Below are 26,420 nucleotides of genomic sequence, written 5' to 3'. Positions count from 1 at the left end.
GATGGGATGGCAAGTCACAGAGTGGTGCTCGCGGTGCTCTCCGTGGTGGCACTGGCCTCCGTCGCGTGTCGCGGCGGCGACGGCGCGGCCCCGCAGGAGGGCAAGGGCGGTATCAAGGTCGATTTCGGCGTGACCAGTGAACCGTGCCCGGACACCGGCCACAGTGACCGGGGCTGCATCTACCTCGGCTCGATCTCGGACCTGACCGAAGGGCCGTTCAAGGCGTTGGCGGTGCCGATCACCGACGCGCAGAAGGCGTTCTGGAAGCGCGTCAACGACCAGGGCGGCATCGGCGGCTACGACGTGGACGCCACGTCGTACGTGAAGGACAACAAGTACAACCCGCAGATCCACAACCAGGTGTACCAGGAGATCAAGGGCAAGGTGCTGGCCCTGACCCAGACCCTCGGCTCGCCCACGACCGCCGCGATCCTGCCCGACCTGGAGAACACGCAGATGGTCAGCGTGCCCGCGTCGTGGACGTCGCTGTGGGGCGTGGAGGAGGTCATCCTGGAGTCCGGCGCGAACTACTGCGTCGAGTCGATGAACTCGGTGGACTACGCGGTGGACAAGCTCGGCGCGAAGAGCGTGATGGCCGTGCACCTGCCCGGCGACTACGGCGACGACGCCGCGGCGGGCGCGAAGATCGCGGCGGAGAAGCGCGGGGTGCCGTACACGAACGCCGTCACCCAGACCGGGCAGGACAACCAGGGCGGCGCGATCGACGCGGTGCTGGCCAACAAGCCGGACGTGGTGATCCTGACGACCGGGCCGACGGACGCGGCGGTGATCATCGGCCAGACCGCGGCGCGCGGGTTCAAGGGCAAGTTCATCGGCACGTCGCCGACGTGGAACCAGGGCCTGATGCAGAGCCCGGCGGCGCCCGCGATCAAGGCGCTGTACATGCAGTCTGCGCCGTGGAAGACGTGGACGACGGACTCGCCGGGGCACAAGGCGCTGCGCGAGGCGCTGCCGTCGGTCACCCCGAACGACGGCTACACGTCCGGTTGGGTGTGGGCGTACCCGTTGAAGGCGGCGCTGGAGAAGGCGGCCGAGAACAAGGACCTGACCCGGGCCGGCGTGCTGAACGCGGTGCGGCAGCTGAAGTCGGTGGACTACGAGGGCATGCTGCCCGAGGGCGCGGGCAACTTCGCCGGCAACCCGAACGACAGCACGTTCCGGCAGACGCTGATCTACAAGCCGGACGAGGCGGGGCAGACCGGGCTGGGCCTGGTGGAGGACTTCTTCACCGGTCCGACGGCGAAGGACTTCAAGTTCGAGAAGCCGTGTTACACCTGATCACGTGACGTCGGCGCCCCGGCCGTTCTTCCGGCCGGGGTTTCGTCGTCCTATCGTGGGAGCGCCCGGGTCGCCCTGGTGCGGGTGGCCGGGAACTCGTCACACCCGAGAACCGGAGGACACCGTGTCGCTCGCCCGGGAACCGGACGCCACCTCGACCGCGAAGACCCGCCGGACCGGTCGCGGACGAGTCGAACCCGACATCGACCCGGCGACGGCGCCCGTCTCGCGGCAGCCGCACCCCGCACCGCCCGGTGTCGTCCGCTCCCTCGCCCTGGCGTTGCAGCGCACGGCGGGCAACGGCGCCGCCACCGCGCTGGTCAGGGGAGCCGGGCCGACCGTCCAGCGCACGGTCGGCGTCGTCGAAGAGCCGTCCTACGTGCAGTCCGGAGTGCTCCCCGGCGAGAAGGTGGGCAACCACAAGAACGCCGAGTTCGACTTCACGGCGAAGTTCGACCCCGCGCCCGCAGGCACCTCACCTCACCCCCTGGAGGTGCGGCAGGACATCCGGTGGGACAAGAAGTACGAGGAAACCGCCGGCGGCCCGCCGCCGCACTTCGGTACCGCCGCAGCGGGCGAGTGGCACGAGGACCGCTTCCCCGACACCCCCGCCACCGACACCGAGCCCGCCGTGCCCGGGACGCGGTACGGCCACCGGAGCGGCCCGTACGCCAACCCGTTCCAGGAACGGGACGACCTCGACAAGTACGTGGAGCACGGCCAGGGGTACGCCTCGGACCGGCTGATCGGCGAGGAGTACGTGGGGAGCGACTCGCCGAAGGTCCTGCCCACCTCCCAGGGGCAATTCGACTTCCGCCTGACCGCGGTGGACATGAGCAAAGGCGGTCAGGTCGTCGCCACCAGCGAAATCCTGACCGTCGACTGGAACGACGCCACCGGCGAGGGGCACCGCGCCGAGCAGTGACGGACCGCGTGGTCACCGCTGCCCACAGTGGCAACCGGTGCTGCCCAAAGGTTCGCCGACGAATTGTCCGAGATCGTCACGCGGGCGGTGATGCGGAAAACTTGTGCGACGCCCTTTACTCGCCTGAATGGGGGGTTCATACTCCGTTCAGACGAATCTGCAAGTGCGCTACTGCTCCGAAAGGAGCTGTCATGCGATTTCCTCGCTTCCGTGTCTTCACGTGGATCATCCTGGCGATCAACGCGTTGTTCCTGGTCTGGATCATCGGCGGCGTGTCCGGGCGCCCAGATGCGCAATGCGACAGCCTTGACCAGGGAACATGTCAGGCGGCCAGTGATGTCGGTACCGGCCTCAGTGTCCTTGTGATCATTTTCCTCTGGGTGGCGGCAGACGTCATACTCGGAGTCCTGTGGCTCATCACGAGGCGCAAGACTCGTGACTGTCCGGCTTGTGGACGTTCAGTCAAGCGTGGAATGACGGTGTGTCGAGGTTGTGGCTACGACTTCGCGCAGGCTTCTCAAGCGATGCGTGCGCAGTCGTACCCGCCTAATCCGGCCTAGTCGGAAAACGTCGACTCGATCGCCCCGCGCGGCAGCGCGAACCGCGGTTTCGGCCAGGTGACAAGTGCGAGGTGGCGGGCCTGCCCACAGGGGCAACCGGTGCTGCCCCAAGGTTCGCCGAAGAGCCGCTGGTCGCGGGCGTGGGGCGGGGTCATCGTGGGTGGGTGATCCACGAGGTTGACGAGGCGTTGAGGCGGTTGGTCCGGGACGACGCGTTGCGCCGCACGGACGTCGAGGTCGCGTTCGAGGCGCCCACCAAGGACTGGGCGGCCCGGCGCAACGCGCCCACCGTCAACGTCTACCTCTACGACATCCGCGAAGACCTCCGCCGCCGGCAGCGCGGCCTGCTGAACGAGTACGACAACGGCCAGGTCACCGCCCGCCGCCTCCCGCCCCGGCACATCAAGCTGTCCTACCTGGTCACGGCCTGGACCCAGCGGTCGGAGGACGAGCACCGGCTGCTGTCGGAGCTGCTGCTCGGCTTCCTGCGGCACGAGGCCGTGCCGGCCGGGCTGCTGACCGGGTCGCTGGTCGAGCTGGGCCTGCCGGTGCCGATGACGGTCGCCCTGCCACCGCCGGAGGACCGGGCGTTCGCGGACGTCTGGACCGCGCTGGGCGGTGAGCTGAAACCGTCGCTGGACGTGGTGGTGTCCGCGCCGATCGACTCCGGCCGGGTGTTCGCGGCCGGTCCGCCGGTGGACGAGGGCATGCGGCTGGCCATGGGCGACGACTCGGTCTCCCACCGCGTGGCCATGAGCCGCAGGCGACCGTGAACACCGGCAGCCTGCCCCACCTGTTCGCCCGGCTCGCCGCGCTGGAGCGGCGGATCAGGGCGGCGGTGGCCGTGCGGCGCGGCTCGGACCACAACCCGGACGACCCGTTCCGCGGCCTCTACCTGTCCGACGAGGCGATCGACGCCCTGCTGGAGTCCCGGCGCGAGCCGTACGTGCCGTTCCAGGCGTCGGCGGCGTCCGGTCGGCTCGGTCGGCTCGCCGAGACGGCCCGGCTGTCCGGGCTGGACGTCGAACTGCTGCTGGTGGCGCTCGCGCCGGACGTGGACAGCCGGTTCGAGCAGTTCTACGGCTACCTGAACGACGACGTGACACGCCGCCGTGCGACCGCCGGCCTGGCGTTGCGGCTGTGCGGGCTGCCCGAGGCGTCCGCGGCGGGACGTGCGCGGCTCGACCCGTCGTCACCGCTGCGCTCGGCCGGCCTGCTCGTGGTGGACGACGGCGAGCGACCGTTCCTGTCCCGGTCGCTGCGGGTGCCGGACCGGGTCGTCAACCACCTGCTCGGCGACGACCTGTCGGACGCGGCGCTCGCCGGTGTCGCCGTGGTCGTGGACGAGGTCACGGCGGCCGATGTCGGGAACCTCGTGCGCGCGCTCCGGGCCCACGTTCGGCTCGCCTACCTGCGCGAACGTCCCGGTGGGGGTGCCCGTGAGGTCGCTGCCGCCGCGTTGCGGCACGCCGGGTTCGCCGTGCTGGAGGTCGACGCGGCCCGCCTGCGCGCCCAACCGGACGTGTCGGCGGTGGCCGTGCTGCGGGAGGCGGTGCTGCGTGGCGCGGGGGTGGTGCTCGGGCCGGTCGAGGAGGAACCTCCGCTGGCCGCGTTGACCCATCCCGCGATCCCGCTGGTGGTGTTCGGCCCGAACGTGTGGGACCCGAGGTGGAGCCCGGACCCGCCGCTGCTGCACGACGCGTCACCGCTGCCCGTCGCCGACCGCGCCGACCTGTGGCGCTCGAAGCTGGACGGCAGGCTCGCGCCCGGCGTCGACCCGGCCGCCGCCACCGCGCACTTCGTGCTCGGCCCCGGCCAGATCACCCGCGCCGCCCGCGCCGCGTCGGTGTCCGCGCTGGTCGACGGCGGCGTCGTCACCACGGAACACCTGCGCGCGGGGGCGCGCAGCCAGAACGCGGCCGGCCTGCAACGCCTGGCCCGGCGCATCGAGCCCGCCGTCGGCTGGGACGACCTGGTGCTGCCGACCGGCGTGGTGGGCCTGCTGCACGAGTTGGCGGCCCGCGCCCGGCACCGCGACCAGGTGATCGACGAGTGGCGGATGCGTCCGGGCGGTGGGCGCGGACGCGGTGTCACCGGGTTGTTCGCAGGCGATTCCGGCACGGGCAAGACGATGTCCGCCGAGGTCATCGCCTCGTCGCTGGGACTCGACCTGTACACGGTGAACCTGGCGACCGTGGTGGACAAGTACGTCGGCGAGACCGAGAAGAACCTGGAGCGCATCTTCACCGAGGCGTCGGGCGTGAACGGGGTGCTGCTGTTCGACGAGGCCGACGCGATCTTCGGCAAGCGGTCCGAGGTGCGGGACGCGCACGACCGGTACGCAAACATCGAGAGCGCGTACCTGTTGCAGCGCATGGAGACCTTCGACGGGATCGCCGTGCTGGCCACGAACCTGCGGGCGAACCTGGACGACGCGTTCACCCGCAGGCTGGACGTGGTGGTCGACTTCCCGCTGCCGGACGAGCCGCTGCGCCGCCTGCTGTGGGACCGGTGCCTCGGCGAGACCGCGCCGCGCACCGAGGTGGACCTGGACTTCCTGGCCGGCGCGTTCGAACTGGCCGGTGGGCACATCAGGTCGGCCGCCGTGACCGCCGCCTACCTGGCGGCCGAGTCCGGCGGGCCGGTGGGGATGGCCGAAGTGGTGGGCGCGGTGGCGCGGGAGTACCGGAAGCTGGGGCGGTTGGTGGGGGAGCGGGAGTTCGGGCGCTACCTCGGCCTCGCGGCGGACGGCGCGGCCCGGTGAGTGCCCTTTCGGGCAGCGACCACCGCCCTCGCGGTCATGGCACGGCCGGTGGGGCCGGGTTCAGGATGGAAGCGGACTCCGAGGTACCAGGAGGCGGCCATGCGTGGGCACGAGCACGAGCACGACGGTGAGGGCGCGTTCCGGCCGAGAGGCGACCGCGTCGAGCGCGAGGATCACGACCTGCTGGGACGCGCGGCAGCCGCCGGGCGACCGGACGTGCTGGGCGCCGCCGGGATGCTCGACCTGCAACGGGCGGTCGGCAACGCGGGCGCGAGCACGCTGGTCGAGGAGTCGTCCGTGCACGACGTGGTGAACTCCGGCGGTTCGCCGTTGGACGCCGGTGTGCGCGAGGACATGGAGGGCCGCTTCGGCCAGGACTTCGGCGACGTGCGCGTGCACACCGACGGCGCGGCGCACGAGTCGGCGAAGTCGCTCAACGCGCAGGCGTACACCGTCGGCTCGAACATCGTGTTCCAGCGCGACAAGTACGACCCGGCGTCCGATGCGGGCAAGCACGTGCTGGCGCACGAGCTGACGCACGTCGTGCAGCAGCGCAGCGGCCCCGTGGACGGCACGGACACCGGCGGCGGCGTCAAGGTGAGCGACCCGTCGGACCGCTTCGAACGGGAGGCGAGCGCCAACGCCGACCACGTCATGTCCACGGCTCCCGCCCCCGCTCCCGCCGTGCAGCGCGTCACCGACTCCGTGATCCAGCGCGAAGAAGCCCCGCCCGCCGAAGAGGGCGAGGAGGAGAAGATGGCGCAGACCTACGTCGAGCCGGCCTCCGTGCAGCGGGAAGAGGACGAAGAGGTCGAGTAGCCCCGACGGGGGACGCGCTCCGACGAGGCGGTGTTACCTCGTGTCCTTCGATCGGATGCGTTTCCTGGTGTGCTCGGTCAACTCGTAAGTGTCGGGGTACTCGGCCACGACGTCCTCGACGAAGTCACGGAAGTTGCCCTCGTCAAGCCGCGGTTGCCACGCGGTGAGCGTCGCGAGCAGCGCGTCCGGCCTGCCGTGCATGTCCACCAGCACGGACGACTTGCCTGCCTCGGCCGACATCGTCACGAGCAGCTCCGACTTGAGGATCTCGTGGCTGACGTGCACCGCCATCGAGCCGTTGTCGTGTTCCAGATCGGCGATGCCGAACGCGTCGCCGTGCGTGGTCGACCGCCAACCGGCGGCGAGCAGCGCCTCCCGGACCCGTGTGTCCTCGGCGTGCCATTGCTGTTCGTCAGGGGCCACCGGCCTTGACCTCCGCTTCCTTGAGCAGTGCTGCGAGTATCCGGTTCAACTTGGCGATCTTGGCAGCGACCTGCCGCTTCTGCTCGGGTGGCAGGTTCAGTTCTCTCATGGTCGCATCGGTCAGCTCGACCACACCGAGGTCCACACCGGCTTTGCGGAGGATCTCCAGCCCTTTGATGCCTACCTTGTCCCCTGTCTCTTTGGGGGCTTCGGGCGTGCCGGGATCGCGGGGCGAGTACAAGCTCAACGCCCGCACGGACGTGGTCAGGTCCCAACCGGCGGCCTTCGCCGCCGGCGCGAGCCCCGCGATCACACCGGCGCACTCGGGGCATGGCGACCGGGTCACCTTGACGGTGATCGTGGCTCGGGGCGGCCGACCGGCTTCCGCCTCCGCCTTGGCGTCGGGCAGGAGCCTGCCGAACGTCGCGGCCAGTCGGAACGGGCTCAGCAGGCGCTGCTCGGCGTGCTCGCCGCCGATGCTCGTCTGCCGTCCCAGCGATCGGCTGCCGCCCGCCCAGCTGATCGTGCCGCTCGCCGCGGTCGACGCCGACTTGTGCAGCCGCATGTCGGCGGTGGTGAAGCTCTCCTCCGGCTCCGCGATGGTGACCTCGTGTTCCGGGGTCTTGGCGCTGGCCGCCACCAAGACGTCGAACGTGCCCGGCTTGTGCGGGTGGGGCACCACCTCAAGCGTCTTGAGACCCTCGGGTTTGCGCGCGGTGTGGATGGCGCGGATCACCGGAGGGATCTCTGCTGCCTTCATCCCGTTGCGCAGCCGGCCGGCCAGGTCGGACTTGACCGCGGCGCGCACCTTCGCACTGCGGTCCGAGTCCGCGGTCCCGGCGTCGGCTCCGTCCTCTTTCCTGGTCTTGCCCTTGAGCTTGCCGAGCAGCTTCTTGCCGGCCTTGACGACCGTGCCGACGACCGTGTCCACGACCCGGCCCACCGGCGCCTGGACCTTCTCCAGGATCGCCTTGATCTTCTCCGAGATGCCGCCGAGGCCGAGCAGGCTCGCCAGGAAGCCCAGCACCATCGGCAGCGCCTTGGCCAGGGTGTTCTCGATCAGCCCGGCCACCGCGCCGACGCCGCCGCGGGCGATCGACTCGACCGAGTCGAGCACGGAGTCGACGAACTCCTTGATCTGCGCCGCCTTGTCCACGAAGAACATGACCACGTCGTAGATCGCCTTGCACGCCTTGATGAACGCCGCCGCCGGGTTGAGCATCGAGATGATCCAGGTGATGCCCGCCTTGACGATCTTCTCGACGACGAACTCCTTGATCTGGCCCATGACCAGCTCTTTGAGGTCGCCGAGCTTCTCCACCACCCACTTCCACAGCCCCGGCAGGCCCTCCGCCACCATGATCTTCACGACGTCGAGCGTCTGCTCCAGCCTCGCCATCACCGGCTCGGGGATGAACCGGACGATGCGCGCCCGCACGTTCGCCCACGTCAGGCCGAGGATGGACATCACCATCCGCAGGATGCCCTTGACGTCGAACGTCTCGGGGATCTCGACACCGGCGTTCGCCAGGTTGCCCAGCAGCCACGCCTTGAGGCCCTGCTTGAGGTGCTCGGCGATGCGCGAGCCGAAGTTCACCACGCCCGTCTTCACCGCGTCGACCAGGTTGCCCAGGAAGCCGATGGGGTCCTTGATGATCAGCTCGACCGCGCCCGCGGCCCGCGCCAGGACGCCGAGCAGCATGTCCTTCAGCTTCCCGATCGTCTCGATCGCGCCCCCGACGGCCTCCTTCGCCTTGTCCCACAGCCCCTTGTTCTCCTCCTGGAGCTTCTTGATCTCGTCGTCCACCGCGTTGCGCGCCTCGACGTACTTCTGCGCCAGGTCGTCCACGAGGCCCTGCTGCTTCTCGTCGACCGACTTCTCCAGGTCCTCGAACTGGCCCTCGAAGTCCTTGGCCGCGTCACCGGCGATCTTGCGCAGCGCGGGCGGCTGGTCGGCGATCTTCGCCTTGACCCGCTCGCGCCCTTCGGCGATCAGCCGCTTCGCCTCCGCGAGCCGCGCGCCGATGTGGTCGGCGACCTCGCCGATGACCACCTGCATCTGCGCCTCGTAGACCTTCTTCGACAGCGCGAACAGGTCGTTCGCCTCGGCCGGCAACCCGGCGAACAGGTCGTAGGTCCACGCCGCGGCGCCTCTCACGCCGCTGTACCGCTCGTCCTTGTACTTGGCCATCCGCGCCTGGTGGTCGGCGGTGAACGCGGCCTTCGCCTTCGCCTCGCCGGACTCGAACCGCTTGGCCACCTCGTCGTCCAGGCCGCCCAGCACGGCCTCGACCTTGGTCTTCGTCTCGTCGAAGATCGCCTTCAGCTCGCCGGTGATCCTGATCCGGTCCTGCTCGTCCTTCGACTTCGTCGCGTTCTTCGCCGCGGCGGACTTCTGCGCCTGGTTGCCCTTCGCGCCGGTCAGGCCTGCGACGGCGGCCTGGCCGGTGGCCCTCGCGTCACCGGTGGCGGAGGCCAGCGTCTGCGCCTCGGACGCCCGCACGGCCGCGGGCGCGGTGTCGCTGTGCTCCTCGCCCTGCTTCTTCGCGGCGACGGCTCCGGTGAAGTCCGGCTCGTTGGACTGGGCCAGCTGCTCCTCGGTGACGCCCGCCTCCGCCATTTTGGCGTTCGTCTCGTGCTTGTCCGCGCTCAGGTCGGTCTGCTCGGCGGGAGCCTTGTCCGGCACGGCCTTCCGCGCGTCCGGCGGCGCGATGGCGGCGGGTGGCGGCGCGTCGGCCATCGGCTTGACCGGCTTCTCCACGGCGCGGCTCGGGTCCGGGGACTCCTTGGTGCGGTCGGCGACGTCCTTGGCCGACTGCTCCTTGCCCGCCGTCACCTGGCCCATCACGTCGGACTTGAGCTGGTCGGCCTTGCCCGACGTGGCGAACTTGTCGGCCTCGTCCAGGTTCTTGGGCGCCTGCTTGGCGATGGCCGCGTTGACCGCCGCGATGAACGCCGCCTTGTCGAACCCGGCCGGCTTCGCCTCGGCCATCTTGTCCACCTGGGCGGCCTTGGCCTGGGCATCCTTGTCGTCCGGGGGCGCCACGGCGGCGTCCTGCGCCTTCTTCACCTCGGCGGACGCCGGCGGGTGCGCCTTCGCGGTCTTGGCCTTCGCCGTGATGTCGTGCCGGAGCGCCCGGAACTTCGGGTCCTGCGCCGGGGTGATCGTCGTCGGCGCGGCGGCGCGTTGGGCGACCAAGCCGGAGACGGCGGCGTTGCCCGCCAACGACTGCAAGGCGAGCAGCGGCGGCGCGGGCGGTCTGCGCGTGCGGGCGTGGGGCCGTTGCACGCGCGGAGCCGGGCCGTCGTCCCGTGCCAACGCCATCCACCCACTGTCGGGCGCGCCGGGTCCGGCGGCAACGACCGGAAGGGCGGTCCCGGCCGCCCGAACGGGCAGCTGCACCTTTGGGCAGCTATCGGCGTACCCCGGCACAGCCTCGCGGTCGTTTCGCCCGCCGCCGAACCGCAGCAGCATCGACCGCACTCGCTCCGAGAACCAGCCGGATCCGAACCGTCAGCACGACTTGGGAGGCAACGGATGCCCACCTATCTCTCGCCGGGGGTGTACGTCGAGGAGGTGGAGGCAGGTGCGCGGCCCATCGAGGGCGTGGGCACCGCCGTCGCCGCCTTCGTCGGCTTCGCCGCCCGAGGCCCGTACAACACGCCGACGCTGGTCTCCAACTGGGCGCAGTACACGCAGGTCTTCGGCGACTTCGTGCCCGACTGCTACCTGGCCCAGTCGGTTTACGGGTACTTCCTCAACGGCGGCACGAACTGCTACGTCGTGCGCATCGGCGGTGAACGGGCCAAGGGCAACGGCCACGTGCCCGTGAGCGCCGGCGCGCACGCCGTGCTGGGCGGCTACAAGGTCACCGCGCGGGAGCAGGCCGCGGGCGAGATCGAGGGCGAGATCACCGTCGAGGTGGCCGACCCGGCCGGCGAGAACCCGCCGGACGACCGGTTCGCGCTGCTGGTCAAGCTGGACGGCAAGGTGGTCGAGACGCACCAGGTGACCACCAAGCGCACCAAGGAGCACGTCGTCACCGTCGTGCGGGAGAAGTCGAAGCTGATCACCATCGAGGAGACCGCGCCCAACGCGGTGGCCAAGCCCGACAAGGGCAGCGTCACGTTGAAGGACGCCGGGGCGCCGCCTGCCGTGCCGCGCGAGGTCGCGGCCGACGACTACGTCGGCGACGTCTCCGACCGCACCGGCTTCGGCGGCCTGGAGGCGGTCGAGGAGATCACCATGGTCTCGGTGCCCGACCTGATGAGCAGCTACCAGCGCGGCGCGATCTCGCTGGAGTCGGTGAAGGCCGTGCAGCTGGCGATGATCGCCCACTGCGAGCTGATGGGCAACCGGATCGCCGTGCTCGACCCGCCGCCCGCGTTGAACCCGCAGCAGGTCAGGGACTGGCGGCTGAACGGCGCCGGGTACGACTCGAAGTACGCGGCGCTCTACTACCCGTGGATCAAGATCTTCGACCCGGCGAGCGACGACCACCTGTTCGTCCCGCCCAGCGGCCACATGGCCGGCGTGTGGGCCAGAACGGACGCCTCGCGCGGTGTGCACAAGGCGCCCGCGAACGAGGTCGTGCGCGGCGCGGTGGCGTTGGAGACCCAGCTGACGAAGGCCGAGCAGGAGCTGCTGAACCCGATCGGCGTCAACTGCGTGCGGTCGTTCCCCGGCCGTGGCATCCGGGTGTGGGGCGCGCGGACGCTGTCGTCCGACCCGGCGTGGCGCTACCTGAACGTGCGGCGGCTGTTCAACTACCTGGAGGAGTCGATCCTCAACGGCACCCAGTGGGTCGTGTTCGAGCCGAACGACGACGCGCTGTGGGCCAGGATCCGCCGCACCATCAGCTCCTTCCTGGTCACGGAGTGGCGCAAGGGCGCGCTGTTCGGGCTGACGCCGGACGAGGCGTTCTACGTGAAGTGCGACCGGGAGACCAACTACGCCGAGACCATCGACCTCGGTCAGGTCATCTGCGAGGTCGGCATCGCGCCGGTCAAGCCCGCCGAGTTCGTGGTGTTCCGGCTGGCGCAGATCTCCGGCGGCACCAGCCTCGTCAACGAGTAGTCGTCGTCCCGTCCCGTCCTCTCCTCGATGTTGTCGTTCTAGTTAAGGCGGTTGGTCATGGCTCTTCCCGACCTCGACACCTCGGTCGGCCACTCGTTCGGCCTGGAAGTCGACGGCGTCGCGATCAAGCAGATCTCCGAGGTGTCCGGGCTGAAGATGGAGCAGGACGTCATCGAGCTCAAGCAGAACACCCCGGACGGCAAGTACGTCATCAAGAAGTTGCCCGGCAGGCCGAAGGCGGGCGAGGTCACCCTCACCCGTGGCCTGACCGGCGACAACAGCTTCGAGAAGTGGGTGAAGGACGCGCACTTCGGCAAGATGGCGAGCGCCCGCAAGGGCGGGGCGATCATCGTCTACGACTACGAGGGTCAGCCGATCAAGCGGTACAAGCTGACCAACGCGTGGCCGAAGTCGTTGGAGATCGGGTCTTTGAAGGCCGGCGACACCAGCGTGCTCACGGAGAAGCTCGTGGTCACGTACGAGATGATGGAAGTCGAGTGACGTCATGCGCAGGATGATGGCGGCGATCGCTCCGGACGTTTCGACCACTGCTTCGACTGTTCCGGCTGCTTCGGCTGCTTCGGCTGCTTCGGTCGAGCGGATGCGGACGGAGTTCGCCTTCGAGCTGCCGCGCGGGTACGTCGACGACAGCGGCGTGGTGCACCGGTCCGGCGTGATGCGCCTGGCCACCGCGCGGGACGAACTCGTGCCGCTGCGCGACGACCGGGTGCGGGAGAACGCGGCGTACCTGACCGTGGTGCTGCTGGCGAGGGTGGTCGTGCGGATCGGCACGGTGACCGACGTGCACGCCGGAGTCGTGGAGAACCTGTTCGCGTCGGACCTGGCTTTCCTCCAGGACATGTACCGGCGGGTGAACAGCGAGGGGCACACCCGCGCGGCGGTGGCCTGTCCCGAGTGCGGGCACGGGTTCAGCGTGGACGTCGCGGGTGGGCGCCTGGGGGAATCGTGACGTACGCGGCCGACCGGCTGCACGAGGAGGTCGCGTACGTGGCGTACCACTTCCACTGGTCCTGGGACTCGATCCTCGACCTGGAGCACCCGGACCGGCTGCGGTACGTGGCCGAGATCGCCCGGATCAACACGCGGATCAGCCAGGGACGGTGAGGGGCCATGTGGCCGTGGCGACGCGCTCGACCCGCGCCGCCGGCGTTGCCGGTGCGGCGCGCGGAGTGGCGTGGGTTGCCGCCGATCCAGCGGGTGGTGGCGGCGCACCCGTTGGTGAACCCGGTGGAGCGCTTCTCGGGGAATCTTGTGTCGTGGCGGTCACCGGCTTACCTGGCGCCGTTGGCGCACCGGGTGGGGGTGGACGAACCGTCCGGGGTGATCGACGGCGTTGTGCAGCGGGTGGAGCCGTCGGGTGTTCCGGACCTGCCGGTCGTCGCCCGCCCGCCTGCGCGCAAGCCGCGCGAGGGGTTCTGGTCACGGATCTGGGGGTCGGCCGCTGGGGGCTCGGCTGAGAGCGTTGTGGCACAACGTGATGTGGTGGAACCGGTGCAGCGGTTCGAGGACGGCAGCGAGCCGGATGCGCAAACCCTCGGCCCTGAACCTGAACCTGAACCTGAAGCCGAACCTGAAGCCGAAGCCGTGCCAGGGCCAGAAGGCACGCCACCGCACCAAGCGAGTTCCGCGCGTGCAACCGAGCCAGCCCTCGAAGTCGCGAGAAGCCTCGCCGACGCGCCGACCCCCGAAGCAGCTCCAAGCCGTCATGCGGACCCGGAGCCGTCGACAGCGCCGACAGGGCCGACGCCGACAGCCGCACTGAAGCCGATAACCGCGCAGAAGCCGATAACCGCGCAGCGGTCGGTGGTCGGGCCGGGGCTGGAGGCGGTGCAGAGGTCGGTGAGTGGACCGGAGTTGGAGGCGGTGCAGAGGTCGGTGGACGGACCAGAACTGGGAGCGGCTTCGAGATCGGTAGTCGGGTCGGAGCGGGAAGCGGCGTCCAGGCCGGTCGCTGCACCGGACCCGGCAACCGCGCAGAGACCGGTAGCCGCGCAGGAATCGGTAGCCGCGCCGGGGCCAGAGGCGGACGTGGTGCCAAGGTCAGTGACGGCACCGGGGATGGACGTCACGCAGCGGTTGGTCGGTGAGCCGCGGTCGGAAGCCGCGCACAGGTCGGAAACGGCGCAGCGGTCGGTAGTCGGGTCGGCGTCGGGAGCGGCGCAGGGGTCGGTGACCGATCCAGGGCTGGGAGCGGCGGAGAGGTCGGCTGCCGGGCTGAGGCCGGGGCCGGGGTCGCCGTTGGTGACGGTGCCAGGGCTGGGAACGGCGCAGCGGTCGGTCGCTGGCTCGGAGTTGGAAGCGGTATCGCGGTTGGGGGCGGGGCCGGAGCTGGGGGCGGTGCAGCGGTCGGTTGCTGGGCCGGGGCCGGGAGCGGCATCGCAGTTGGTGGACGTGCCGGGGCTGGGGGCAGTACAGCGGTCGGTGGCGGGGGCGGGACCGGAAGCCGCGCAAGGACCGGTGGCTGTGCCGGAGGTGGTAGCCGCGCAGAGGTCGGTGGATCTGCCGGAGCTGGGAGCGGCCCAGAGGTTGGTTGCTGGGTCGGAGCGGGAAGCGGCATCGCGGTTGGTGCCTGCGCCGGAGTTGAGAGCGGCGCAGGGGTTGGTGCCTGTGCCGGAGACGGGAGCGGCGCAGGGGTTGGCGCCTGCGCCGGAGTTGGGAGCGGTGCAGAGGTTGGTTGTTGGGTCGGAACCGGAAGTCGCGCAGAGGTTGGTTGGTGCCTCGACGCTGGATGCGGTATCGCGGTCGGTGGCTGGGTCGACGGTTGGCGCGGCACCGCAGTCGGAAGCAGGACTGCAGTCGGGAACGGCATCGCAGCTGGCAGTCGGGCGGGCTTCGACGGTTGGGGCTGGGCCTGCGGTGGCTTCCGGGCTGAATCCGGGGCGGGAAGTTGCGGCCCGGCTGGAGGTTGGGCAGCCGACAGTTGAGGCGGCACCGGCTGTCGTCCCGTCGATGCAGATGCTCGGTGGCACGCCGGTTGTCAGCCGAAGCATCGAAGTTGCTGGTGCCGAGGTTACTGCGGCACAGAGACTTCCGGTCGGGCAGTGGAGTGAAGGCGCGACCGAAGTGGCACCGACCCTGTCGTCTGCGGGTGGGCTCGGGGCGCCGATCGTCGGCCGTTCGGTCGCGATTCAGCGCTTCGCGGAACCCGCTACCGAGGTGACGGGGCCGTTGCTGGGCGAACAGCATCAGGTCGGGCCGGTGGCGCAGCGGACTGTTGCGTCCGCGCCCACTGCCGCCGTGTCGGCTGGTCCGGACCCCGGTCGTCCGGTGCTGGGGTTGGGGCGGCCTGTGGTGGGGGAGGGTCGCGGTCCGGCGGTCGCGCGCCCCGTTGTGGCCCGGTTCGACTCTCAGAGCGATGCCCCGACCGATTCCCAGGCCGGTTCCCCGGCCGACTACCCGGTCGACTCGCGGGTCGAGTTCGTGCAGCGGGAAGTCCGGCCTTCGACGTTCGTGCCCGTCGAGCCGGTGCAGACCACCACCGAGGAGGTGGCTGCGGCCAACCCGGGCCAGGCAGCGCAGGCACCGGCCCAAGCACAAGCACAGGCAGCACCGGGCCAGGAGCCCGAGGAACTGCTCAAGAAGCTCTACGACCCCCTGGTTCGCCGGCTCAAGGCCGAGCTGTGGCTCGACCGCGAACGGCGCGGAGCGTTGACCGATCGGTGGAGGTGAGCGGAATGGCCGAGGTGGATGAGGCGGTGGCCGTGTGCTTCGTCGTGCGCATCGACGACGAGAGCCTCGGCTCCTTCAACAGCTGCGACGGGCTCGGCATCGAGTTCACCGTCGAACAACGCGAAGAAGGCGGCAACAACGGGATGGTGTGGCAGCTGCCCACCCGCATCAAGTACTCCAACGTCAAGCTGTCCCGCCCCGTCACCAAGGACAGCGCGAAGATCATCAAGTGGATCGCGGGCATGGCGGCCGGCATCACCCGGAAGACCGCGATCATCGAGGCGCGCACGCTCGCGGGCACGGTGATCGCGAGTTGGGCGCTCTCCGGCGTCGTCCCGGTGCGGTGGAGCGGCCCGCAGCTGTCGGCCGACTCGCCCAAGGTCGCCACCGAAACGCTCGAACTCGCCCACCACGGCTTCCTCAGCACGGCGAAGTGACGCCATGGCCTCCCCGATCACCTTCACCTCGGCGGGCTCCGGCAAGACGACGAGCTACGCCGCACCCACGAACCTCCAGAAGGCCCTGCTCAGCGTCCACCGCCCCCCGAAGGCCGGCGGCGCCGCGAAGCCGGGCGACCTGATGCACGAGATCACCTTCCAGTTCAACCCCAAGGAACTCTCGCTGACCAAGAACGCCAAGTGGGAGCGCAGCCGTCAACCGAACGTGGCCAAGAGCGGCACGCCGGAGTTCAAGGGCTCGGACCCCTGCAAGCTCACCCTCGAAGTCTTCCTCGACGCCACCGAGCACATGAACGACGACGTGGTGAAGAAGGTCGAGCAGCTGTTCGGCTGCTGCGTGCCCACCGAGGACAGCCGCCAGCAGGGCAAGGGCTCGCCACCCTGGGTGATCTTCAAGTGGGGCGGCATGACGGGCTTCCCGGCGTTCGTCTCCAGCGTCAGCGCCAAGTACACCCTGTTCACGCCCGCCGGTGTCCCGGTCCGCGCCACCTGCACGGTCAACCTGGAGGAGATCGCGGGCGAGCAAGGCGGCCAGAACCCCACTTCCGGCGCCCTCGCGGCCCGCGACTCGCACGTCCTCGTCGCGGGCGACACCCTGCAATCGCTCGCCTACAAGGCCTACGGCAACGCCGAGCTGTGGCGGGAGATCGCGGAGGCCAACGACATCGACGACCCGATGCGGCTGCGGCCCGGCTCACGGCTGCTGGTGCCCGCGTTGGAGGAGATCCGCGATGGCCAATGAGACGTTCGCGAACTCCCTCGTGGTCGAGGTGGAGGGCGGCCCGCTGCCCGCCGACGTGAAGTCCCTGCTCACCCACGCGTTCGTGGACGACAGCCGCAACCTGCCGGACGTGTTCGTGCTCCGCTTCCGCGACCCCGGCCACGTGGTGCTGGGCAAGGCGAAGTTCAAGATCGGCGCCAAGATCGCGCTGAAGGTGCAGACGTCCGACCCGGGCGGCCCGCAGCCGCTGATGACCGGCGAGGTCACCGCGGTCGGCGTCGAACTGGACGCGACCGGCACGTTCACCGAGGTCCGCGGCTACGACCTCGGCCACCGGCTGTTCCGCGGACACCGCGTCGCCGCCTACCCGAACATGACGATCGCCGACGTGGTCCGCAAGATCGCGCAACGGGCGGACATCCCGGTCGGGCAGATCGACGACGTCCGGGGTTTCGGCCGCCCGCACACCCAGCTCAGCCAGGACGGGGTCAGCGACTGGGAGTTCCTGTCCCGGATCGCCGGGCTGGTCGGCGCGCAGATCGCGGTGGTCGAGGGGAAGCTGGAGTTCCAGCTCCCCGAGGAACCCAAGTCCGCGCCCGCCCCGAACGCCAAGGCCAAGGCGAATCCCCTGGTGCTGGAGATGCACCGCACCCTGCTGTCGCTGCGCGCCGCGATCACCGCCGCCGAGCAGGTGCCCGAGGTCCAGGTGCGGGGCTGGGACCCGGAGAACAAGCAGGCGGTGGTGGCCGCCGAGCCGCCGAGCGCGCTGGGCACCGAGGTCGCCGGCCTCGACCCGCTCGCGTTGGCCGGGAAGTTCGGCAGCCCGCCGTTCCTCGCCGCCGGCACGCACCGCACCCAGGCACAGGCGAACGCGGTCGCCGCCGCCCTGGGCACGCAGCTGGGCGGCGCGTGCGCGGAGTTGGCCGGTGTGGCGCGCGGCAACCCCAAGCTGCGCGCGGGGACGGCGGTGGCGTTGACGAACATCGGCGAGCCGTTCGCGGGCAGGTACACCCTCACCAGCACCCGGCACCTGTTCGCCGAGCAGGTCGGGTACACCACCGAGTTCACCGTCTCCGGCCGCCAGGAACGCTCCCTCTACGGCCTGGCCAACGGCGGCCCGCGCGGCACGGCCGAGCGCGGCCTGGTCCCGGCCGTGGTCAGCGACGTGCGCGACCCGGCGAAGACGGGACGGGTCAAGGTGACCTACCCGTGGCTGTCGGCGGACTTCTCCAGCGGCTGGGCGCGGACCGTGCACCCCGGCGCGGGCAACGGCTACGGCGGACTCGTGCTGCCCGAGGTCGGCGACGAGGTGCTGGTGGGCTTCGAGCACGGCGACTTCGACGCCCCCTACGTCCTCGGCGGCCTCTACAACGGCAAGGACGCGCCGCCCACGCTCACTGTGGACCCCGTGGACGGCAACAGCGGCGAGGTCGTGACCAGGGGGTTCGTCTCGCGCAAGCACCACAAGGTCGAGTTCGTGGAGGACGAGGGGATCGTCGTCTCCAGCGGTGACGGCAAGTTCGTGGTCAAGCTCGACCAGAAGAACCAGGTGGTCGAGGTGACCAGCGGCAAGGCCGTGACGATCAAGGCGCAGAACGGCGTGACCATCGACGCCGGCACCGGCCCGCTGGAGCTGAAGGGCCAGAAGATCACCGCGAACGCCCGGACCGACGTGACCATCGAGGCCGGCGCGCAGCTCAAGGCGACCGGCACGGCCGGGGTCGCGGTCGAGGGCGCGACGGTCGCGGTGACCGGCCAGGGCCAGGCCGAACTGACCGCGAGCGGACCCGTGACCGTGCGCGGCGCGGTCGTCCGGATCAACTGAAGGGGAGGGCGGATGCCACCAGCGGCGAGGGTCGGCGACCCGACCGGGCACCCGGGCGTGCTGGCGCCGCCGGGCGTGCCGACCGTGCTCATCGGCGGGATGCCCGCCGCCACCGTGAGCGGGCTGCACACGTGCGCGTTCCCCGGCCTGCCACCGCACCCGCCGACGCCCGTGCTGCCGCCCGGCTGCCCGACCGTGCTGATCGGCGGACTGCCCGCGGCCCGGATGGGCGACCTGGCGGGCTGCGGCGCGCCGATCGTCGTCGGCTGCCCGACCGTCCTCATAGGAGGGTGACGTGGACTTCATCGGCCGCGGCCTGGCCTTTCCCGTGCACACCGACGCCACCGGCTCGGTCGCGCTGGTCGGCGGCGAGCGCGAGATCGTGGAGAGCATCCGGCTGATCCTGGCCACCGCGCCGGGCGAACGGCCGATGCGGCCCGAGTTCGGCTGCGCCATCCACGACCTGGTGTTCGCGCCCGCCGACGCGGCCACCGCCGGCCGCATCGCCTACGAGGTGCGGCTGTCCTTGGAACGCTGGGAGCCGCGCATCTCGCTCACCGACGTGTCCGTCGGCTTCGACGAGGTCGACCAGGGCACCCTGCTCATCGACATCCGGTACGCGCTGCGCGGCACGAACGACCCGCGCAACCTGGTGTTCCCCTTCTACGTCATCCCGCCGCACGAGGCCGACGAGGAGGGCGTGCGATGACGTCCCTGCCCACGCCCAACCTGGACGACCGGCGGTTCCAGGACCTGGTGGACGAGGCCAAGCGGCGCGTCCAGCAGCACTGTCCCGAGTGGACGGACCACAACGTGTCCGACCCGGGCGTGACGCTGATCGAGGCGTTCGCGCACATGGTGGACGAGCTGCTGTACCGGCTGAACCGGGTGCCCGACCTGCACTACCTGCGGTTCCTCGACCTGATCGGGGTGAAGCTGTTCCCGCCGACCGCGGCGCGCGGCGAGGTGACGTTCTGGCTGGCCGCGCCACGTGACGTGCCGGTGGTGGTGCCGGCGGGCGCGCAGGTCGCCACCGAGCGCAGCGAGGTCGAGGACCCGGTGGTGTTCACCGTCGACCGCGAGCTGAGCGTCGTGCCGTGCTCGTTGACGCACCTTGTGACCGCGGTCGGGGACGCCGGCATCCCGCCCGCCGACCGCACCGACGAGCTGCGTGACGGCAAGGAGCCCGAGGTCTTCGCCGACCCGCCCGCGGCCGGTGACTCCGTCCTCTTCGGACTGTCCGACGCCGTGCCCGGCTGCGCGGTGCTCCTGCGCGTCGAGGCGCACGCGGAAGGCCGCGGCGTCGACCCGCGTGACCCGCCGTGGGAGTGGGAGGCGTGGAACGGCACCGGCTGGAGCCCGTGCGAGGTCGACCGCGACAGCACCGGCGGCTTCAACCAGCCCGGTGACGTGGTGCTGCACGTGCCGCGCACGCACGTCGTGTCGGTCATCGCACGGCAGCGCGCCGGGTGGCTGAGGTGCCGTGCCGTCGCGCCCGAACCCGACCGGCCGTTCTACCAGCGTCCGCCGAGACTGGTGTCCGTCGTCGCCGCCACCATCGGCGGCACGACCAGCGCCACCCACGCGGACATCGTCCGCGGCGAGACCATCGGCGTGTCGGAAGGCGTTCCGGGACAACGGTTCCCGCTCGCCCGCACGCCGGTCGTGGTGGACGACGGCACGCTCGTGGTGGAGGTCGCCACGCCGGACGGCTGGCAGGAGTGGCGCGAAGTGCGGTCGTTCGCCGAGTCCGGGCCGGCCGACCGGCACGTGGTGCTGGACCGGGTCGGCGGCGAGGTGATCTTCGGACCGGCGGTGCGGCAACCCGGCGGCGGCGTGCGGCTGTACGGGGCGATCCCGGCGAAGTCGGCCGCGATCCGGGTGCCCGAGTACCGGACCGGCGGCGGGCTGCGCGGCAACGTCGCCCGCGGGCTGTTGCAGGTGCAGCGCGACCCGGTGCCGTTCGTCAGCACGGTGACCAACCGGCGGCCGGCGTCCGGTGGGGTGGCGGGGGAGTCGGTGCGCGACGCGGCGTTGCGCGGGCCGCTGCTGCTGCGGACGCGCGACCGTGCCGTGACGACCGAGGACTACGAGGTGCTGACGCGGGAGGCCGCGCCGGAGATCGCGCGGGTGCGGTGCGTGCCCGCCGGGCCCGGGTCGGCGGCGGTGCGGGTGCTGGTCGTTCCCGCTGTGGGGATGCACGAGGAGTCGGACTTCGCCGCGTTGCAGCCGAGCGCGGACGTGCGCGGCCGGATCGAGCGGTTCCTGGAGGAACGCCGGTGCGTCGGCGCGCGGGTGTCCGTCGAACCGCCCTACTACCAGGGGGTCACCGTGGTGGCGCAGCTCAAGGCGAAGGCCGGTACCCCCGAGGACGTGCTGCGGACCCGGTCCGTGCAGGCGTTGTACGACTACTTCAACCCGGTCAGCGGCGGCCCGGACGGCGACGGTTGGCCGTTCGGGCGGCCCGTGCAGTCAGGTGAGGTGTTCGCCGTGCTGCAACGGCTGCCGGGGGTGGAGCTGGTCGAGGAGATCAAGCTGTTCGGGGCGAACCCGGTCACCGGCGAGCGCGGCAACGCGGCGGCCCGGCTCGACTTGCCGGTCAACGGGCTCGCGTTCTCGTACGGCCACCAGGTGAGGGTGGCGCGATGACGACCCCGCACCCGTTGGCCGATCGGCTGCCCGCCGTGTACCTGGAGGACGGGTTCACGCAGCGGTTCCTGGTGGCGCTGGACGAGGTGCTGGCGCCGGTGTTCACCACGCTGGACGGGTTCGCGGGCTACCTGGACCCGAAGCTCGCGCCGGAGGACTTCCTGGAGTGGCTGGCGCACTGGGTGGCGCTCGACGTCGGCGAGGGCTGGGCGGTGCCGCAACGGCGGGCGCTGGTGGCGCGGGCCGTCGAGCTGCACCGGTGGCGCGGCACGAGGCGAGGGCTGGCCGAGCACGTGGCGCTGTTGACGGGTGGGCAGGTGGAGGTGCGGGACAGCGGCGGCTGCACGTCGACCGACCGGCCGGGCCTGGCGGTGGCCGAGAACCCGCCGCGCGTGCACGTCCGGGTGCGGGTGCCGCGGCCCGATCAGGTGGACCGGACCCGGCTGGTCGCGGCGATCGCCGATGCGGTGCCCGCGCACGTCGCGGTGGAGCTGGAGGTGGTGGGGGCATGATCGTGTGCGCGCAGTGCGGTGAGGGCAACGCGGCTGGTGCGGAGTTCTGCGGCGCTTGTGGGACGTACCTGGAATGGGAACCTGCGGCCCAGCCCGTGGCGGGGCAGGCAGCGGGGCCGCCGGGCGGGCAGGCAGGTGGTCAACCGGGCGGTCAGGCCGGTGGTCAGGTTGGTGGTCAGCCGGGCGGTCAGGCAGGCGGGCAACCGGGCGTGCCTGCGGGTGGTCAGGCGGGGCACGGGCCGCTACCGAGTCGCGGTGTGCCGCAACAGGGACCGCCGTACCAGCCGGTCCCGCCGCCGAGAGGCACCCAGTGGCAACCCCCGCCCGGTCCTAACGCGCCGGGTCCTAACGTGCCGGATTTGAATGGGCCGGGTCTGAATGGGCCGGGTCGGTACGCGCCCGGTTCGAGCACGCCCGGTTCGAGCACGCCCGGAGCAGCCGCGTCGGGGGGCAGCGGGGCCGGTTATCCATCACCCGGACACGCTGGCTCGGGTTATCCATCGCCGAGTCAGTCCGGGCCGGGGTTCGTGCCTGCGAACCAACCCGGCGCCGGCCAACCGGGATCGGCACAGCCTGGCCGAGCACAACCCGGCCCGCTGCAACCCGGCCCGCTACAGCCCGGCGCGATGCGGCCCACCGACCAGAAGTCCACCCCAGGCGCCCGCCGCCCGCGCCTCACCGAACGGCGAGCAGCCCAGTCCGGTGACCTGATCTGCGGCCAGTGCGGCGAAGCGAACCCACCCTCCCGCAAGTTCTGCGCCCGCTGCGGCGCGGCGCTGGTGGAGGCGGAAGTGGTGGCGGAGAAGTGGTGGCGACGCCTCCTGCCCAAGCGCAAGCCGCTGGAGGCGGGCACGCGCCCCAAGAGGCACCGGCACGGTTCCGCCAGACGTGGCATCGGCAAGGCGCTCCGCTGGTCCTTCCTCATCGCCCTGCTCGGCGCGATCGGCGTCTACGGCCTGGTCCCGTCGTTCCGCAGCCTCGTCAACACCCAAGCCACCTCCCTCGCCACCGAGGTGAAGGGCATCTTCGTCACCGAACTCACCCCCGTCCGCCCGACCGGCATCACGGCCAACGTCGAGTCGCCCGACCACCCGCCGCTGATGGCCACCGACAACGCGAAGAACACCTTCTGGCTCGCACCGGTCGAGCCGGCGGAACCGTCGCTCGTGCTCGACTTCGGCCGCGAGGTGGACCTGCGCGAAGCCATCATCCGGGTCGGCAACCCCGACGACCTCCAGGCCGCGCACCGGCCCAAGAAGCTGCACCTCGTCTTCTCCACCGGCCAGACGTTCGACGTCGACGTCGCCGACACCCCCGACGAGCAGCGCGTCAAGATCGGGAACAGCGCGGGCGCGACCAACGTCGAGGTGCACGTGGTCGAGCTGCACCGGTCGTTGCGGGGCAACGAGGTCGCCCTCGCCGAGATCGAATTCTTCGCGGTGAGGTGAATCGTGCGACACCTGGCGCTCGTGGTGCTCCTGCTGGCCGGCCTGGTCGTGGCCGCCCGCCCGGTGGCCACCGCGCAGCCACCCGACCCGACCGCGCCGTACCGGATCGGCGTGAGCCGGACCGGTGACCTCTGGAGCACCGACGCGGACGGCGGCGATCCGCGCCGGCACACCGACACCACCCGGCCCCGGGAAACGGACCCGGACTACTCGCCGGACGGCACGCTCGTCGCCTACACCGTCGACCCCGGCAGCGACGCGCCGACTCAAGTACTGATCGCGAACGCCGACGGCTCGAACCCCCGCCCGCTGAGCGACCGGGAAGGCGAGCGCCAGCCGTCCTGGTCACCGGACGGCACGATGATCGCCGTCACCGACGACGACGGCATCAGCATCGTGCGCGTGTCCGACGGCTCCGTGCTCGACTCGATCCCCACTCCCGCGCACATGGAGCTGGAGGACAGCCACCCGGCGTGGTCCCCGGACGGCGACACGATCGCCTTCGCCCGCGACACCCGCCGCGCCACCACACCGCGCGTCACCCCGTTCACGGTCGGTGCGTCCACCCAGGACTCGTTCACCACCACCGCGACCGTGCGCACGCCGCCCGTCCTGGCGAAGCCCGAGATCATGTTCCTGGTCGACACCACCGGGTCGATGTCCGCCACGATCGACGCCCTGCGCACCAGCCTCGGCCAGGCGATGGGCAGGATCGCCGACGCCGAACCGGAGGCCACCTTCGGCCTGGCCGCCTACGAGGACTTCACCGACGGCGTCGACCGCCGCTACCGGCTGCTCGCGCCCCTGGGCGAGGCGGCGGCGGTGCAGGCGGCGCTGGGCCGGCTGGACCTCGGCAACGGCGGCGACCTGCCCGAGGACTGGTTCAACGCGCTGCACGAGATCGCCAGGGGCACGAACGCGGACGGCTCGTACAAGGTGTTCGACAAGCCGGGCACCAGCCGGATCGTCGTGCTCGCCGGTGACGCCAGCAGCCACGAGTGCGACCCCTCCTGGCCCAACCCGACCGTCTCACCCACCCCCACACCCACAGCGACCGCGACGCCCACCACGGATCCGGGCCCCTCGCTCCGCGCCCAGGACGAGCCGGACGAGTGCGGCCCCTACTGGCGGCGCTCCACCGTCGTCGAAGACCTGACCAGCCGCGCCGGCGACCCCGAACCGCGTGACATCCACGTCGTCGGCGTCCCGGTCATCACCTCGTCGTCCGAGGGCCTGGACCGGCAGGGCCAGGCCACCGAGATCACCCGCGCGACCGACGGCGCCCTGATCGAGGCGGGCGCGTCGCCGGACGACATCGTGGCGGCCATCGAGGACGGCATCACCCGGATACCGGTCACGGTCCGGCCCGTGGCGGACTGCCCGGACAACGTGTCCGTCACGTTCCAGCCCGAGTCGGCGACCGTGGGCGGCAGCACCGACGTCGAGTTCACCGAGACCGTGCGGTTCGTGGAGCCCGGACCGTCCCGCGCCGCCGCCTTGGGCGACGTCCACTGCACGATCCGGTTCGAGTTCGACGGCAAGACCCCCGACCAGCCCTACGAGCAGCACCTGGACCTCAGCCGACGCACCGGCCCGACCCTGGTGGTCGAGAGCAACGCCACGCCCAGCCCGAACGGCGACCCCGTGCCGGTCACCTTCACCGCCACCGCGACGAACGCCGCCGGCGCGACCCTCCCGGTGCGCTGCGACGCCACCTCCGGCGCGCTGTTCCCGGTCGGCCTGACGACCCTCACGTGCAGCGCGACCGAACGGGGCCGCACGGTCACCGCACGCACCCTCATCACCGTCTACGCGCCGGACGGCGACTCCTACCGGGACATCTGGCTGGCCGAGCTGAACGGCACGCGGGTCCGCCGCCAACTCGACCTGACCCGCCGGTTCACCGGGGGCTGCGGCCGTGACGACGGCGCGCCCGCGTGGTCGCCGGACGGCTCCCGGCTCGCCTACGAGCACGCCGACGCGCTCTGCGTGGCGGACGTGGCCGGTGGACTCGCCACCAGGGTCGTGGGCGGCGACCCGTCCGACCCCGCGTGGTCGCCGGACGGCGCGCTGATCGCGTTCAGCCGGTCCGACGGCGACCGCCCGAGTCTGGTGTGGACGGTCCCGCCCAGCGGCGGGAGCGCGTCGCGGCTGATCGCGCTCGACGAGGACGACGTGACCCAGCCCGCGTTCCAGCGCCTGCCCGACCTGCGGGTGACCGGCAGCGCCGTGCCCGCCGACATCGTGTTCGGCGGCACGACGACCATCCGCCTGCGGGTGGCGAACGTCGGCCTGACCGCACCCCGCGCCGCCGACCTGGCGATCACCGTGCCCGCCGGGCTGCGCGTCGACGGCATCACCACCACCGTCGGCACGTGCACGGTGACGACGTGCGCCCTGGGCCGCCTCGCCCCCGCCGGGTTCGCGGACATCCGGATCACCGTCACCGGGACGACGGCGGGCAGGCACGTCGTCCGCGCGTCGCTGGCCGACGACGTCAACCCGGGCGACAACCGGGTCGACGTGCCGGTGACCGTCGCCGAGGAGGTCCGGCCACCGGACAACCCCGGCTCGCTGTCGATGGCCGTGGCCCTGGCACCGCTGGAGGGCTACGTCGGCGGTGACGACCTCGTGCTGTCCTACAAGGTCCGCAACGGCGCACCCGAGCCGATGACCGACGTCCGCGTCGTCACCGCCCTGCCGCCGCAACTGCTCCCGGTGAAGGCCGTCGTGGGCTGCGCGGCCGACGGCGCGACCTGCCCGATCGGCACGCTCGCGCCCGGTCAGGAAGCCGAAGTGCGGGTGACGCTGCCCGCCAAGGCGGCCGTGGACGGCACGGCGGGCGGCTCGGTGCTCGGCGTCGGACCGGACAGCGACGCGGCCGACAACACCGCCGTGACCTCCGTGCGGGTGCGGCAGCCGGAGATCACCGTGGCTCCGGGCGTCGGGCCGGCCGGGTTCGTGCCGCGCGCCACCGGCAAGGCGTTCCCGCCCGGCGCGACGGTGCGGCTGGCCTGGACCGTCGGCATCTCGCCGACACCCGGCGAGGTCGTGGTGAAGGCCGACGGCACGTTCGACACGCAGTTCCTGGTGTTCCACAACGACCGCATCGGACCGCGGCAGCTGGAGGGCGCACCGGTCATCGGACCGGCGTTCGGTCCGGTGCGGTCCAAGGACTTCCTGGTCGTGCGCAGCTCTCTCCAACCACCCGATTTCGTGAACCGGTGACGAGCCGGTCCACCGGTGGAAG

22 protein-coding genes are annotated in these 26,420 nt (G+C 71.3%); 20 read left to right on the top strand and 2 right to left on the bottom strand.

What is annotated here, in order from left to right; genetic code table 11:
• Window positions 1-6 precede the first annotated feature (6 nt).
• The 6 genes from OQ02_RS28285 to OQ02_RS28265 all read left to right on the top strand — a co-directional run bounded on the left by OQ02_RS28285 (window position 7) and on the right by OQ02_RS28265 (window position 6,367).
• Window positions 7-1,299, top strand: coding sequence for an ABC transporter substrate-binding protein (locus OQ02_RS28285; protein ID WP_033441635.1), 1,293 nt, complete (start codon window positions 7-9; stop codon window positions 1,297-1,299).
• A 124-nt stretch (window positions 1,300-1,423) separates the two neighbouring features.
• The gene (locus OQ02_RS28280) at window positions 1,424-2,224 is read left to right on the top strand and encodes a hypothetical protein (RefSeq protein WP_033441634.1); all 801 of its coding nucleotides are present in this window, start codon (window positions 1,424-1,426) and stop codon (window positions 2,222-2,224) included.
• Between the two features lie 191 nt (window positions 2,225-2,415).
• Window positions 2,416-2,784, top strand: coding sequence for a hypothetical protein (locus OQ02_RS44180; protein WP_156077353.1), 369 nt, complete (start codon window positions 2,416-2,418; stop codon window positions 2,782-2,784).
• Between the two features lie 164 nt (window positions 2,785-2,948).
• Window positions 2,949-3,557: a DUF4255 domain-containing protein gene (locus OQ02_RS28275; RefSeq protein WP_033441633.1), complete on the top strand. Its 609-nt coding sequence runs from the start codon at window positions 2,949-2,951 to the stop codon at window positions 3,555-3,557.
• On the top strand, window positions 3,554-5,548 hold the full coding sequence (locus tag OQ02_RS28270) for an ATP-binding protein (RefSeq protein ID WP_033441632.1): 1,995 nt from the start codon (window positions 3,554-3,556) through the stop codon (window positions 5,546-5,548). Before OQ02_RS28275 ends, OQ02_RS28270 begins: the two co-directional genes overlap by 4 nt.
• Before the next feature lie 99 nt (window positions 5,549-5,647).
• Window positions 5,648-6,367, top strand: coding sequence for an eCIS core domain-containing protein (locus OQ02_RS28265; RefSeq protein ID WP_033441631.1), 720 nt, complete (start codon window positions 5,648-5,650; stop codon window positions 6,365-6,367).
• A 33-nt stretch (window positions 6,368-6,400) separates the two neighbouring features.
• Here OQ02_RS28265 and OQ02_RS28260 read toward each other — a convergent pair whose 3' ends face one another.
• Together OQ02_RS28260 and OQ02_RS28255 are read right to left on the bottom strand one after the other, a co-directional pair.
• Window positions 6,401-6,790: a hypothetical protein gene (locus OQ02_RS28260; RefSeq protein WP_033441630.1), complete on the bottom strand. Its 390-nt coding sequence runs from the start codon at window positions 6,788-6,790 to the stop codon at window positions 6,401-6,403.
• On the bottom strand, window positions 6,780-10,115 hold the full coding sequence (locus tag OQ02_RS28255; RefSeq protein ID WP_231500262.1) for a phage tail protein: 3,336 nt from the start codon (window positions 10,113-10,115) through the stop codon (window positions 6,780-6,782). Before OQ02_RS28255 ends, OQ02_RS28260 begins: the two co-directional genes overlap by 11 nt.
• 213 nt (window positions 10,116-10,328) lie before the next feature.
• On the opposite strand from OQ02_RS28255, the gene OQ02_RS28250 reads away from it, so the two are divergent.
• The 14 genes from OQ02_RS28250 to OQ02_RS40270 all read left to right on the top strand — a co-directional run bounded on the left by OQ02_RS28250 (window position 10,329) and on the right by OQ02_RS40270 (window position 26,398).
• Window positions 10,329-11,867 (top strand): phage tail sheath family protein, encoded by a 1,539-nt coding sequence (locus tag OQ02_RS28250; RefSeq protein WP_033441629.1) that lies wholly within the window; start codon window positions 10,329-10,331, stop codon window positions 11,865-11,867.
• 57 nt (window positions 11,868-11,924) lie between these two features.
• A complete protein-coding gene (locus OQ02_RS28245; protein WP_033441628.1) occupies window positions 11,925-12,368 on the top strand; it encodes a phage tail protein in 444 nt (147 codons plus the stop codon).
• 4 nt (window positions 12,369-12,372) lie between these two features.
• Window positions 12,373-12,837: a hypothetical protein gene (locus OQ02_RS28240; RefSeq protein WP_033441627.1), complete on the top strand. Its 465-nt coding sequence runs from the start codon at window positions 12,373-12,375 to the stop codon at window positions 12,835-12,837.
• Window positions 12,834-12,992 carry a DUF6760 family protein gene (locus OQ02_RS44175; RefSeq protein WP_106618461.1) on the top strand — a complete coding sequence of 53 codons (159 nt, stop codon included), beginning with the start codon at window positions 12,834-12,836 and terminating at the stop codon, window positions 12,990-12,992. Before OQ02_RS28240 ends, OQ02_RS44175 begins: the two co-directional genes overlap by 4 nt.
• A 1,845-nt stretch (window positions 12,993-14,837) precedes the next feature.
• On the top strand, window positions 14,838-15,557 hold the full coding sequence (locus tag OQ02_RS44170; protein WP_231500261.1) for a hypothetical protein: 720 nt from the start codon (window positions 14,838-14,840) through the stop codon (window positions 15,555-15,557).
• Window positions 15,558-15,562: 5 nt separating this feature from the next.
• Window positions 15,563-15,994, top strand: a complete 432-nt coding sequence (locus OQ02_RS28225; protein WP_033441624.1) for a phage tail protein — start codon at window positions 15,563-15,565, stop codon at window positions 15,992-15,994.
• 4 nt (window positions 15,995-15,998) lie between these two features.
• Complete coding sequence (locus OQ02_RS28220) at window positions 15,999-16,757, top strand: CIS tube protein (RefSeq protein ID WP_033441623.1); 759 nt, start codon at window positions 15,999-16,001, stop codon at window positions 16,755-16,757.
• Window positions 16,747-18,561, top strand: a complete 1,815-nt coding sequence (locus OQ02_RS28215; RefSeq protein ID WP_033441622.1) for a VgrG-related protein — start codon at window positions 16,747-16,749, stop codon at window positions 18,559-18,561. The genes OQ02_RS28220 and OQ02_RS28215 overlap by 11 nt, the downstream gene beginning before the upstream one ends.
• A 12-nt stretch (window positions 18,562-18,573) precedes the next feature.
• Complete coding sequence (locus tag OQ02_RS28210) at window positions 18,574-18,855, top strand: PAAR domain-containing protein (protein WP_033441621.1); 282 nt, start codon at window positions 18,574-18,576, stop codon at window positions 18,853-18,855.
• A 1-nt stretch (window position 18,856) separates the two neighbouring features.
• Window positions 18,857-19,270: a GPW/gp25 family protein gene (locus OQ02_RS28205; RefSeq protein ID WP_033441620.1), complete on the top strand. Its 414-nt coding sequence runs from the start codon at window positions 18,857-18,859 to the stop codon at window positions 19,268-19,270.
• Window positions 19,267-21,210, top strand: a complete 1,944-nt coding sequence (locus OQ02_RS28200; protein WP_033441619.1) for a putative baseplate assembly protein — start codon at window positions 19,267-19,269, stop codon at window positions 21,208-21,210. Before OQ02_RS28205 ends, OQ02_RS28200 begins: the two co-directional genes overlap by 4 nt.
• Window positions 21,207-21,722, top strand: coding sequence for a phage tail protein (locus OQ02_RS28195; RefSeq protein ID WP_033441618.1), 516 nt, complete (start codon window positions 21,207-21,209; stop codon window positions 21,720-21,722). The genes OQ02_RS28200 and OQ02_RS28195 overlap by 4 nt, the downstream gene beginning before the upstream one ends.
• 626 nt (window positions 21,723-22,348) lie before the next feature.
• Entirely contained in the window at window positions 22,349-23,170 is an 822-nt protein-coding gene (locus tag OQ02_RS28190) for an NADase-type glycan-binding domain-containing protein (RefSeq protein ID WP_156077351.1), read from the top strand.
• A 3-nt stretch (window positions 23,171-23,173) separates the two neighbouring features.
• Window positions 23,174-26,398, top strand: coding sequence for a DUF11 domain-containing protein (locus OQ02_RS40270; protein WP_037329648.1), 3,225 nt, complete (start codon window positions 23,174-23,176; stop codon window positions 26,396-26,398).
• Window positions 26,399-26,420: the final 22 nt, after the last annotated feature.

The organism is Saccharothrix sp. NRRL B-16314, assembly GCF_000716595.1.
Lineage (GTDB): Bacteria > Actinomycetota > Actinomycetes > Mycobacteriales > Pseudonocardiaceae > Actinosynnema.
The sequence above is the reverse complement of the archived record's forward strand: the minus strand, read 5'-3'. Positions and strand labels throughout refer to the sequence as shown.